This window comes from Serratia sp. KH_031, assembly GCF_057839655.1.
In genome coordinates, this window is the sequence record NZ_CM174496.1 from 2,647,843 (window position 1) to 2,659,724 (window position 11,882).

The 11,882-nt window shown below is 49.8% G+C and carries 11 protein-coding genes; 6 read left to right on the forward strand and 5 right to left on the reverse strand.

Annotated features, from left to right (window positions below; genetic code table 11):
- Positions 1-23 precede the first annotated feature (23 nt).
- Complete coding sequence (locus AC3ISQ_RS11910; protein WP_489346710.1) at positions 24-575, reverse strand: NAD(P)H nitroreductase; 552 nt, start codon at positions 573-575, stop codon at positions 24-26.
- Between the two features lie 162 nt (positions 576-737).
- Between AC3ISQ_RS11910 and sppA the strand changes: the two genes are divergently transcribed.
- The 3 genes from sppA to pncA all read left to right on the forward strand — a co-directional run bounded on the left by sppA (position 738) and on the right by pncA (position 4,374).
- Positions 738-2,594, forward strand: a complete 1,857-nt coding sequence (gene sppA, locus AC3ISQ_RS11915; protein WP_489346712.1) for a signal peptide peptidase SppA — start codon at positions 738-740, stop codon at positions 2,592-2,594.
- Positions 2,595-2,686: 92 nt separating this feature from the next.
- Complete coding sequence (ansA, locus tag AC3ISQ_RS11920; RefSeq protein ID WP_489346714.1) at positions 2,687-3,703, forward strand: asparaginase; 1,017 nt, start codon at positions 2,687-2,689, stop codon at positions 3,701-3,703.
- 38 nt (positions 3,704-3,741) lie between these two features.
- Entirely contained in the window at positions 3,742-4,374 is a 633-nt protein-coding gene (gene pncA / locus AC3ISQ_RS11925; protein WP_489346716.1) for a bifunctional nicotinamidase/pyrazinamidase, read from the forward strand.
- 56 nt (positions 4,375-4,430) lie between these two features.
- Here the strand turns inward: pncA and ggt are convergent, their stop codons facing one another.
- Entirely contained in the window at positions 4,431-6,104 is a 1,674-nt protein-coding gene (ggt, locus tag AC3ISQ_RS11930) for a gamma-glutamyltransferase (protein ID WP_489346718.1), read from the reverse strand.
- A 364-nt stretch (positions 6,105-6,468) separates the two neighbouring features.
- Here ggt and chiD point away from each other — a divergent pair, with 364 nt between their 5' ends.
- Positions 6,469-7,746, forward strand: a complete 1,278-nt coding sequence (gene chiD / locus AC3ISQ_RS11935) for a chitinase ChiD (RefSeq protein WP_489346720.1) — start codon at positions 6,469-6,471, stop codon at positions 7,744-7,746.
- A gap of 43 nt (positions 7,747-7,789) precedes the next feature.
- On the opposite strand, the gene AC3ISQ_RS11940 is transcribed toward chiD, so the two are convergent.
- Both AC3ISQ_RS11940 and msrB read right to left on the reverse strand, forming a co-directional pair.
- A complete protein-coding gene (locus AC3ISQ_RS11940; RefSeq protein ID WP_489346722.1) occupies positions 7,790-8,062 on the reverse strand; it encodes a YeaC family protein in 273 nt (90 codons plus the stop codon).
- Between the two features lie 64 nt (positions 8,063-8,126).
- Positions 8,127-8,540, reverse strand: a complete 414-nt coding sequence (msrB, locus tag AC3ISQ_RS11945; protein ID WP_489346724.1) for a peptide-methionine (R)-S-oxide reductase MsrB — start codon at positions 8,538-8,540, stop codon at positions 8,127-8,129.
- Between the two features lie 347 nt (positions 8,541-8,887).
- On the opposite strand from msrB, the gene gapA reads away from it, so the two are divergent.
- Positions 8,888-9,883, forward strand: a complete 996-nt coding sequence (gene gapA, locus AC3ISQ_RS11950) for a glyceraldehyde-3-phosphate dehydrogenase (protein ID WP_489346726.1) — start codon at positions 8,888-8,890, stop codon at positions 9,881-9,883.
- An 87-nt stretch (positions 9,884-9,970) separates the two neighbouring features.
- Entirely contained in the window at positions 9,971-10,852 is an 882-nt protein-coding gene (locus AC3ISQ_RS11955) for a D-hexose-6-phosphate mutarotase (protein ID WP_489346728.1), read from the forward strand.
- A gap of 82 nt (positions 10,853-10,934) precedes the next feature.
- Here the strand turns inward: AC3ISQ_RS11955 and AC3ISQ_RS11960 are convergent, their stop codons facing one another.
- Positions 10,935-11,699: a MipA/OmpV family protein gene (locus AC3ISQ_RS11960; RefSeq protein ID WP_489346730.1), complete on the reverse strand. Its 765-nt coding sequence runs from the start codon at positions 11,697-11,699 to the stop codon at positions 10,935-10,937.
- Positions 11,700-11,882: the final 183 nt, after the last annotated feature.

Genomic DNA, 11,882 nt, shown 5'->3' on the forward strand with positions numbered 1-11,882 from the left:
TTGGGCGTTTTTCCCGCAAAGAGTTAGAAATAACTCACGAAAGGTGTACTGTCTGGTGCACTAACTTTAGCGGGTGCTTTCAATACTGGCGTCCCTAAATACAGGAAACCGACAATCTGATCCTGATCGCGGCAGCCGAACGCTTTACGTACCGCTGGATGCTCGGTCCAAGCGCCGCTACGCCAGATACCGTTAAAACCTTGTACCTGCGCCGCCATCTGCATGGCGTGTACTGCGCAACCGGCTGAAACCACCTGCTCCCAGATCGGCACTTTCGGGTTTTCACTGCAATGGGCGATCACGGTAATAATCAACGGTGCACGAAAAGGCGCTTGTTTGGCTTTTTCAATCGCCGCATCGTCCAGTTGATCCTGTTTGGCAGCAGTTTGTAACAATTGACTAAACTTCTCCAACCCCTGCTCTTCAATCATCACAAAACGCCATGGCTGTAACCCACCGTGATCGGGTGCGCGCAAACCGGCATTAATGATGTTTTCACGCACTTCGCCCATTGGCGCAGGTGCCGCCAAGCGTGATGCAGAACGGCGATTCAGTAAAAGCTCCAACGCATCCATAGTGATCTCCTGATAATAATTTTCATTTTCCGCACGTTAACATAGCTAAACGGCGAGTGACAGCCTTGGCATTTGAAGCTACGAGTAACGATTTAAAGCTGACATTTAGTTGGTCGCTCATTAGGATGTACGCTGAAACCCTTGACGCTTGTTGGAGAACTCATGCGCACATTGTGGCGAATTATTACCAATATATTCAGGTGGACATGGCGTCTGCTGAACTTTATCAGGGAACTGATCCTTAATCTGTTCTTGGTGCTACTCATTCTGGTTGGTGTTGGCCTCTATATGGCATTTCAGGGTAGCTCTACCCCGGCGGTGCCCACTCAGGGTGCCTTATTGGTCGATCTGAGCGGCGTCGTGGTCGATGAACCGGCGATGAACAACAAAGTCCGCCAGTGGGGGCGCGAACTGTTAGGGGCTTCCAGCAGCCGTTTGCAAGAGAATTCCCTGTTTGATGTCGTCGATAGCATCCGCAAAGCGAAAGACGACAAAAACATTACTGGCATGGTCTTACAGCTCAATGATTTCGCCGGTGCGGATCAACCTTCGTTGCAATACATCGGTAAAGCGCTGCGCGAGTTCCGTGACAGCGGTAAACCTATCTACGCCATCGGCGATAGTTATGACCAATCGCAATATTATTTGGCCAGCTACGCCAACAAGATTTTCCTGTCACCGCAAGGTGCAGTCGATCTGCATGGTTTTGCTACCAACAATCTGTACTACAAGTCATTGTTGGAAAAACTGAAAGTGACGACCAATATCTTCCGCGTCGGCACTTATAAATCCGCCGTTGAACCATTGATTCGTGATGATATGTCCCCAGCCGCCCGCGAAGCAGATAGCCGTTGGATCGGTGGATTGTGGCAGAACTACCTCGATACCGTCGCGGCTAACCGCCAGATCACACCGCAACAGCTGTTCCCTGGCGCTGCGGGTGTATTAACTGGCCTACAGGCTGCTGGTGGCGACACGGCGAAATATGCGTTAGATAACAAGTTGGTCGACGAGTTGGCATCACGCACGGTGATCGAGAACCAGCTAGTGAAAGCTTTCGGATGGGATAAGCAGGCCAATGATTTTAATGCGGTCAGCATCTACGATTACCAGCCGAAACCGACACCCGATCAAGGCGAACAGATCGCAGTCATCTTTGCTAATGGCGCGATTATGGATGGCCCACAAACACCGGGTGCCGTCGGTGGTGATACCACCGCGGCAGAATTGCGTCAGGCACGCCTAGACCCGAAAGTCAAAGCCGTGGTGCTGCGTGTTAACAGCCCTGGTGGCAGCGTTAGTGCTTCGGAAGTGATCCGCTCTGAATTGGCCGCGGTTCGTGCAGCAGGCAAACCGGTCGTGGTTTCGATGGGCGGCATGGCGGCTTCTGGGGGTTATTGGATCTCTACGCCTGCCAACTATATCGTTGCTAGCCCGAGCACCCTCACCGGTTCGATCGGTATCTTCGGCGTGATCAATACCTACGAGCAAACGCTGGATAGCATTGGCGTGCATACCGATGGCGTCTCCACTTCGCCACTGGCGGATCTGGCCGTCACCAAAGCACTGCCGCCAGAGTTCTCACAAATGATGCAGTTGAACATTGAGAATGGCTATAAGAACTTTGTCGATCTGGTGGCCAAAGCGCGCAAGATGACGCCACAACAAGTCGATCAAATTGCTCAAGGTCATGTGTGGATTGGTAGCGATGCCAAAACCAACGGTTTGGTCGATCAATTGGGTGACTTCGACGACGCCGTCAAGAAAGCCGCTGAGCTGGCGAAGCTGAAACAATGGCAGCTGAATTGGTTTGTCGATACGCCAAGCCTGACCGATTTGGTTCTCGGTCAGTTGGGTATCTCCATCCACGCGATGTTACCTGCGGCGATCCAAGCCATGTTGCCAGCGCCGTTGGCATCCGTAGCAATGGCGGTGAAAGAACAACCTGGATTATTCAATAACCTGAACGATCCGCAAAACCGCTACGCCATCTGTTTGACCTGCGGAGAGGTCCGCTAACAAATTAATCTCTAGCCCGGCAATCGCCGGGCTTTTTTTCTGCCATTATCTCCCTATAATTCAGCACATCTTCTCTCTAGCAGAATTCAGTCATGCAAAAGAAATCCATTTACGTCGCCTATACTGGCGGTACTATCGGTATGCAACGTTCCGATCACGGCTACATCCCGGTTTCCGGCCACTTGCAACGCCAGTTGGCATTAATGCCCGAATTCCATCGCCCGGAAATGCCAGATTTCACCATTCACGAATACGCACCGCTAATCGATTCCTCGGATATGACGCCGGAAGACTGGCAGCATATCGCCGACGACATCAAACAGAACTACGACCAATACGATGGCTTTGTGATCTTGCATGGCACGGATACCATGGCTTTCACCGCTTCGGCGCTGTCGTTCATGTTAGAGAATCTGAGCAAACCGGTTATCGTGACAGGGTCACAAATTCCTTTGGCAGAATTGCGCTCCGACGGCCAAACCAATCTACTGAATGCGCTCTATTTAGCTGCTAACTACCCGGTCAATGAAGTCAGCCTGTTCTTCAACAACAAACTATTCCGCGGCAACCGTACCACCAAAGCCCATGCCGATGGTTTCGATGCTTTCGCCTCCCCAAATTTACCGCCGTTGCTAGAGGCTGGAATCCATATTCGTCGCCAAAACAGTATTGCTTCCCCAGCTTGCAACGGTTCATTGCAAGTACATGACATTACGCCGCAGCCCATCGGCGTAGTGACCATTTATCCGGGGATATCCGGCGCTGTGGTACGCAACTTCCTGCTGCAACCGGTTAAAGCATTGATTTTGCGCTCTTATGGCGTCGGTAATGCTCCACAGAAAGCAGAACTGATCGACGAATTGCGTGATGCTTCCGAGCGTGGCATTGTTGTGGTGAATTTAACACAGTGCATTTCTGGCCGGGTAAACATGGAAGGTTACGCTACCGGCAATGCCTTGGCACACGCTGGCGTGATTAGCGGTTTTGATATGACGGTGGAAGCCGCACTGACCAAGCTGCATTACCTGTTGAGCCAGCCACTATCGCCAGAAGATATCCGCCAGCTAATGCAACAAGACCTCCGTGGCGAATTGACTGCCGTAGGTTGAATCAGAGCTGAGATGAAGAATTGAGATGAAGAATTGAGATGAAAAGAGCCCTGTTGTTAATCGATCTGCAAAATGATTTCTGCCCTGGCGGTGCGCTGGCAGTGGTAGAGGGTGACGTCACCATCAAGGTTGCCAATCAAGCGATAACGGCCTGTAAAACTCGTGGTGAATTAGTGATTGCCAGCCAAGACTGGCACCCCGCTAATCATGCTAGCTTTGCCATAAATGCTAATGCAGAAGCCTTTACTCTGGGTGAGCTGGGGGGCTTGCCACAGGTATGGTGGCCGGTTCATTGCGTGCAAGAGAGTCATGGCGCAGAGTTTCACCCTCTATTGCAGCAGTCGAGCATCGATAAGGTGATTCGCAAAGGACAAGATCCCGAGATCGACAGTTACAGCGCGTTTTTCGATAACGACCGACGCTCGCAAACCGATCTGGATCATTGGCTGAAAGCTCAGGACATCACGCATTTGGCCGTGATGGGATTAGCTACCGATTATTGTGTCAAATTCAGCGTGTTAGATGCATTGCGGTTAGGCTATCACACTTCGGTGATTACCGAAGGTTGTCGCGGCGTTAACCAGCAACCAGAAGACAGTGAGCAAGCGTTACAAGCAATGCAAGACGCCGGAGCGCAACTCGTTACCCTGTCACAATTTCTTCAAGCCTAATTTTAAGGGCACTCCCTGTGCCCTTTCTTAATGGTCCGGTCAATCACCGCCTAACGTTATTTGTTAACCACCAATCCGACGCCACGACCACGCGGATCGGACGCAGTTTCCGGTTTACCGTTATCAACGCGGATCACCTGAATATCTCCCATGTTCCAACCCTGATCTTCCAGCACATATCCCATGGCTTTCAACTGTGCGGCAACTTCACCGGTCAGCGGCGCATAGCTGTCGTAATAGATGGTGTCTTTTGGTAGCAACTGGTGATGAACCCGTTGTGCTGCCACCGCCTGTTGCAATGGCAGATGATAATCATAGATATTGTTCATCACTTGGAAAATCGAAGTGAAGATACGCGAACCACCCGGCGTACCAATCACCAAGGTGACCTTACCGTCGCGAGTCACGATGGTCGGGCTCATTGATGACAACATACGTTTACCCGGTTCGATAGCGTTGGCATCACTGCCGACGACGCCGAAAGCATTCGCCACGCCCGGTTTGGCGCTGAAATCATCCATCTCGTCGTTCAGTAAGAAGCCCGCCCCCTTCACTACCACTCCGCTGCCGAAATCCCAGTTCAAGGTGTAAGTGTTGCTGACGGCGTTACCTTGCGCATCAACAATGGAGAAGTGCGTCGTTTGGTGCGTTTCCAGACCTGGACGGACTTTTTCGGTGGCAGAAATTGCCTGTGGATTCACCTCTGCGGCACGTTTTTGCAGATAATCTGCGGAGGTCAATTTAGCAACCGGCACATCAGTAAAGTCTGGATCACCCAAATAGTCAGCGCGATCGGCGAACACCCGTTTCTCAATTTCCGACAGCAGATGGATGTAACGTGCCGAATTCAGCGCAACACCTTTAAAATCTGCGGCGCGATCCTCTTTGATGCCCAAGAGTTGCGCTAACGCAATGCCACCAGAACTCGGCAACGGAGCGGTATAAACGGTATTGCCACGCCAGCTGATTTGCATCGGTTCACGCCATTTCACCCGGTAATCCTTTAGATCCTCAACGGTGATCAAGCCACCATCCTGCTGCATTTGTTTCACCAGCAGGTTGGCGGTTTCACCGCTGTAGAAATCCGTCGCGCCTTGATTGGCAATGCGTTCTAACGTTTTAGCCAGCTCGGGTTGTTTGAAGGTGCTGCCCGGTTTCATGCTGCCAAAGTAATCGCCAAAGTTGGTTTTGCCAGCAAACAGCTTATTAGCATCCTCACGGTACTGATATTGCTGTTCAGCAACCTTGAAACCCTGCTGCGCATAACCAATAGCCGGGGTTAACAATTCTGACCACGGCAACTTACCGAATTTTTTGTGCGCTTCCCACAGGCCAAGCACCGTGCCCGGCACCCCAGCAGCTTTGGTACCAACCAGACTGAGGTTTTCGATCACTTCGCCTTTTTCATTCAGATACATCCCCTTGGTGGCCGCTTTCGGTGCAACTTCGCGATAATCCAAGAAATAAGGCTTGCCGTCGACGTACAGCGTCATAAAACCGCCACCGCCAATGTTGCCCGCCTCTGGATAAGTGACGGCCAGTGTAAACGCGGTAGCCACCGCGGCATCGACAGCGTTACCCCCGTCTTTGAGGATTTGTGCCGCCACTTTGGCGCTGTACTCATCGGGCGCGGCCACAGCGCCAGCGCTAAGATCTGCTGCGTACAGGGGCGTACTGGTGGCCATGATGGCGGCACTGAGTGTCAGTATTTTGAACAAGCGACTCTGCATAATGATTCCTTGTTAAACAGGTGATTTTTATGGTTATAGAGGTTGCGAGTAAAAAGGTAACTCATTGTCAAACAGCGGTTTCTCACCTCTGCCTTAAAGAAAGTAGCAGTAGAAAATGCCGATCGCTTGCCGGCGATGGCGTTTCGTGACGTAGCTCCGAGAAGTCTGGTGAAGCCGAGTATTGCCAAATTAATCATTCGACACCGCTCACATTTCGACCATTAACCTTCTCTCATTCTATTGTGAGCGCTCTCATTTTTTGTTGTTATGGGGACTGATACCTAAGCATCAATGAGTTATACGCATTCGGGGCCTCCTGAGCCCGACTTTATTAAGGCCAACCTTGTTGGCCAAAGGAGAACATATGGCTTTAACCCGTAAATTGCTGCCGTTGCTCGTCGCAATGCAGCTTGGTATGGCGGGAGCCGGCATGGCACACGCCGCTTCTTATCTTTCAGTCGGTTATTTCAACGGTGGCGGCGATGTCACCGCTGGCCCGGGTGGCGACATCAATAAGCTGGATGTCACTCAAATCACCCATCTCAACTACTCGTTTGGTTTGATCTACAACAACGAGAAAGATGAAACCAATGCCGCACTGAAAGATCCCTCGCGTTTGCACCAGATTTACCTGTCGCCAAAAGTGATGGACGATCTGAAACTGTTGCCAGTACTGCGTAAACAAAATCCTGAGTTGAAAGTCTTGCTCTCAGTCGGCGGTTGGGGCGCACGTGGTTTCTCCGGGATGGCGGCAACACCAGAAAACCGTGCGGTGTTTATCCGTTCGGTACAAGACGTGATCAAAGAATATAAGCTGGACGGTATCGATCTAGACTGGGAATACCCGGTTAACGGCGCTTGGGGATTAGTTGACGCCTTGCCAGCTGACCGTGCCAATTTCACCGCGTTATTGAGCGAACTGCATCAAGCGTTGGATAAAGGCAAACTGCTGACTATCGCGGTGGGCGCTAACGTTAAAAGCCCGCAAGAGTGGGTCGATGTGAAAGCCATTGCGCCTTATCTCGACTACATCAACCTGATGACCTACGACATGGCGTATGGCACGCAGTATTTCAACTCTAACCTGTACGATTCCAAACAGTGGCCAACTGTCGCCGCAGCCGATAAATACAGCGCCAATTTCGTGGTCGAAAACTATTTAGCTGCTGGTTTGAAACCTTCACAAATGAACTTAGGCATTGGTTTCTATGGCCGCGTACCGAAACGTGCCACTGAACCGGGTATCGATTGGGATAAACCTGACGCGGCGAAGAATCCGGTGACTCAGCCCTACTTCACCGATCGTGAAAAAGACATCTTCAAAGCGATGGGCGTTGATCTGGCAAAAGATAGCTACATCAAATACAACGACATCGTCAGCAAGATGCTGAACGATCCGCAGCGTCGTTTCAGCACTCACTGGGACGAAGATGCCAAAGTGCCTTACCTGACGCTGAAGTCTGCCGAAGGCAAACCACTGTTCGCCATTTCGTATGAGAACCCACGCTCGGTGGAGATCAAAGCGGAATACATCAAAAGCAAAGGCTTAGGTGGTGCGATGTTCTGGGAATATGGCGCAGATGACAACAACCGGTTGGCTCATCAACTGGCGGAAACCCTGGAGATCGGTAAAGGGAAGTAATCTGTCGGTTTAGGGCGATGCCTGCACATCGCCCTAAGTTTTATTATTGCGGTTTCAGTTTAACCAACGGTTCAGCGATAAACTGCTGTTTCAGCTCTTGCTTACTCTTCATCACGATCTGACCGTCCGTACCAATGCTCATATGCTGCGGATCGACATTGTTCATCGATTGCCACAACATCACCGCTTGCAAGCTATTTTCTTTCTGCTCGGTGGTCAGCGCTACGCCATCTGGCCATTTACCTAATTCAACAGCCTGTACCAGCCGCTGATAGATTTCTGGCGTCATCGCCGCAATCAGATCTTTCACGTCCATCAGGGCGTTTCCTCGTTCATGGATGAATAATTAGCTGAATCGATTTTGTGGATTAATTTACTACTTAACCTGCCGTTTGCTCACCGTTTTCATCATCAGTGAAATTCAATGATGCCGAATTCACACAGTAGCGCTCACCTGATGGCTGCGGGCCATCGGGGAAAACATGCCCCAAATGTGCATCACAATGACCACAGCGGATTTCCACGCGATGAATATTGTGTGAATTATCATCAAGATAACGGATCGCGTCATCAGAAACGGGTTGATAGAAACTCGGCCAACCACAACCCGAATCATACTTACTGTCGGAGTAAAATAACGGCGTATTACAGACCAAACAATGGTACACCCCCTCGCGTTTATTGTGCAGTAATTTGCCGCTGTAAGGGGCTTCGGTGCCACGCTCTTGGGTGACATAGCGTTGTATTTCATTCAGTTCTGCAACAGGCCTTTTAGTGATGGTTTCTTTAGCCATTCGTGCGATCCCCGTGCTCTGGATAATGTCAACTAAAACAATGATTAATGATAACAAAAAATTAACACCCATGCAGGCGTTTTTGGCCTAAACTGTAGGCCAGAGAGTTGACGCTGATGCCATATGTGATCCGCATCACATATATTATTCAAGCGAGCTTTAAACTTAGCGGTTTGACCCCATATCCGAATGAGGCCGAACGTAAATGGAATGTGTAATAAGCGTACAAATCCGCCTTTCTGGTTTGATTTGCCGCAACAATTGACACGATTCCGCTTGACGCTTGGTAAGGTTTTTGTAATTTTACAGGCAACCTTTTATTCACTAACAAATAGCTGGTGGAATATATGACTATCAAAGTAGGTATCAACGGTTTTGGCCGTATCGGCCGTATTGTTTTCCGTGCTGCTCAAGAGCGTAAAGACATCGAGATTGTAGCAATCAACGATCTGTTAGACGCAGACTACATGGCTTACATGCTGAAGTACGACTCAACTCACGGTCGTTTCAACGGTACTGTAGAAGTGAAAGACGGTCACCTGGTTGTTAACGGTAAAACTATCCGTGTTACCGCAGAACGCGATCCAGCTAACCTGAAGTGGAACGAAGTAGGTGTTGACGTTGTTGCTGAAGCAACGGGCCTGTTCCTGACTGACGAAACTGCGCGTAAACATATCGCTGCTGGTGCCAAGAAAGTCGTTCTGACTGGCCCTTCAAAAGATGCGACCCCAATGTTCGTTCGTGGTGCCAACTTTGAAAAATATGCTGGTCAAGATATCGTTTCTAACGCTTCTTGCACCACCAACTGCTTGGCTCCACTGGCTAAAGTCATCAACGACAAATTCGGTATCGTTGAAGGTCTGATGACCACTGTTCACGCAACTACCGCGACTCAAAAAACCGTTGACGGCCCGTCTCATAAAGACTGGCGTGGCGGTCGTGGCGCGTCTCAAAACATCATCCCTTCTTCTACCGGTGCAGCTAAAGCGGTTGGCGTAGTTCTACCAGAGCTGAAAGGCAAACTGACTGGTATGGCGTTCCGTGTTCCAACCACCAACGTCTCTGTAGTTGACCTGACTGTACGTCTGGCAAAACCAGCTACCTACGAAGAAATCAAGAACGCCATCAAAGAAGCCTCTAACGGTTCAATGAAAGGTGTTCTGGGTTACACCGAAGACGAAGTGGTTTCTACCGATTTCAACGGCGAAGTTTGCACTTCTGTATTCGACGCTAAAGCGGGTATCGCACTGAACGACAACTTCGTGAAACTGGTTTCTTGGTACGACAACGAAACTGGCTACTCTCACAAAGTACTGGATCTGATCGCTCACATCTCCAAATAATGGTCGATGAATAGCTGATCCTGAGGGCGACATTGATATGTCGCCCTTTTTTTATCTCTGTTACGGCGAAAGATTAAGAAGGCAACTATGAACGAAAAAATCCTCACCCTACCCGTTACCGAACAAATTTCACCTTACATCAGTCAGCGTCAGCAGGACGAACTACCGTTGGTGGTGGTTTCACACCCGAAAGTTCGCGCAGCGATTGCACTACAAGGCGCACATTTACTGGCTTGGCAGCCAAGTGGTGATAAGCCCGTTATCTGGTTAAGCAATAACACCAAATTCGAAACTGGCACTGCCATTCGTGGTGGCGTGCCAATTTGCTGGCCATGGTTTGGCCCTGCGGGTAAACCATCGCACGGATTTGCCCGTAATCAACCATGGGAATTAACCGCTCATGATGAAGATGAGCACGGTGTGATCCTGACCTTCACACTGAAGGACAACGATGAAACCCGTAAACTTTGGCCGCACGAATTTACCCTGATTGCCCGTTTTAAATTGAGTGCAGAAGAATGCACCATTGAACTGGAGTCACACGGTGACTACCAAGCCACGGCAGCACTGCACACTTACTTCCAAATCGGCGATATTGATACGGTAAAAGTGACCGGTTTAGGTGAGCACTTTATCGATAAAGTCGTGGATGGTAAGCCAACAACGAGTCAAGTCACTGAACTGACGTTCAAAGGCCAACTCGACCGCATTTATACTCAATCTGAACAAACTAACCTAATCAAAGATCCTAAGCTGCAACGCATTATTGAAGTTCAACACAAGTATCAGAGCGATGTGATCGCTTGGAACCCAGGTGTAGAGCTGTCTTGCAGCATGGGCGACATGCCTAACGATGGTTACAAAACCATGGTTTGCGTAGAAACCGGTCGTGTGAATAAGCCGTTGGTTGCCGCAGATGACAAACCTGCACGCCTCGCAGTGACTTTCCGTAGTCGTAAGCACGGCTAACTCCCACGCTCTACAAATGTGCAAAAGGGGCACTAACGCCCCTTTTTAATGCAAAACCTGCACGATTATCGTGCAAACGGACTTAGAAGGTGTAACTCACACCGGTCCATATGACGCCGGTATACGATTTATCCACCATTGGACTGTCCTTGATCTCGTCCGCCAAACTGACATAACGCCCCATAAAGAACGCATTCCACTCAGTATTGATCTGGTAGTTAACGGACAGCTCGACATACGGCGACCAGCTATCACTCGGCGTATAGGTGCTAAAAGTACTACGCGCAGACTCGTTACCATTCACGCCATAGTAATATTTGTTCTGATTCTTGCTGTTCCAGCTCACACCCACACCCGGCGCGAAACTCCAGCTATCCAACTTAAATTTGTACAGATAGGCAAGATCCCCTACCCAACCGTTACTGTAATCCAGCGTGTCGCCAGAAAACGCAGTACGAATGGTTCCCCAGTCAGCGTTATGTGAATAAGCCATACCTGCCATTAGCGTGGCACGGCGCTTATTCAACTGCTTCATGCGATCATCATCGCTATCGCCTGGCTTATAGTGCAGCGGCGAATAGTAGGCCAACACGCTCAGTTGGTTCGCCTGGTCTTTCCACAGGTAATAACCGGCGGTCAAACTGCGGAAGTAAAAATCTTCACTTTCGTAGTTGATGATCGGCACGGGATAAACACGGTGCTGATAACCACGATAAGGGTCTGGACTCATCAGAGCAGAAGCGCCCAACGACCAAGTTCCGGCTTGCGCCGTCGATGCACAAACCCATGCAGATGCCAGAATGGCGAGGGTTTTCGGTTGAAAAATCTTCACTGATTTCATTTCCATAAAGTCCAAAATTAAATTTCGACGTCAGTGTAGGTTAAAGTTTCGTTATGTGTCTAATCATTACGAGCTCAAGCATTAAGATCGAATAACTTAAGACCAGAGGATGAATGATTAATGACGGAATGATGATGATTTATGCCACAAGCCGCGCCAGATAAGGCACTTCGCAACACAGATGAGAAC

Excerpts from the sequence above, each read along its gene's own strand:
- ansA (WP_489346714.1), top strand. The coding sequence starts at position 2,687 with ATGCAAAAGAAATCCATTTACGTCGCCTATACTGGCGGTACTATCGGT.
- AC3ISQ_RS11955 (WP_489346728.1), top strand. The coding sequence starts at position 9,971 with ATGAACGAAAAAATCCTCACCCTACCCGTTACCGAACAAATTTCACCT.
- AC3ISQ_RS11960 (WP_489346730.1), bottom strand. The coding sequence starts at position 11,699 with ATGGAAATGAAATCAGTGAAGATTTTTCAACCGAAAACCCTCGCCATT.
- ggt (WP_489346718.1), bottom strand. The coding sequence starts at position 6,104 with ATGCAGAGTCGCTTGTTCAAAATACTGACACTCAGTGCCGCCATCATG.
- chiD (WP_489346720.1), top strand. The coding sequence starts at position 6,469 with ATGGCTTTAACCCGTAAATTGCTGCCGTTGCTCGTCGCAATGCAGCTT.
- pncA (WP_489346716.1), top strand. The coding sequence starts at position 3,742 with ATGAAAAGAGCCCTGTTGTTAATCGATCTGCAAAATGATTTCTGCCCT.
- msrB (WP_489346724.1), bottom strand. The coding sequence starts at position 8,540 with ATGGCTAAAGAAACCATCACTAAAAGGCCTGTTGCAGAACTGAATGAA.
- sppA (WP_489346712.1), top strand. The coding sequence starts at position 738 with ATGCGCACATTGTGGCGAATTATTACCAATATATTCAGGTGGACATGG.
- gapA (WP_489346726.1), top strand. The coding sequence starts at position 8,888 with ATGACTATCAAAGTAGGTATCAACGGTTTTGGCCGTATCGGCCGTATT.
- AC3ISQ_RS11940 (WP_489346722.1), bottom strand. The coding sequence starts at position 8,062 with ATGGACGTGAAAGATCTGATTGCGGCGATGACGCCAGAAATCTATCAG.
- AC3ISQ_RS11910 (WP_489346710.1), bottom strand. The coding sequence starts at position 575 with ATGGATGCGTTGGAGCTTTTACTGAATCGCCGTTCTGCATCACGCTTG.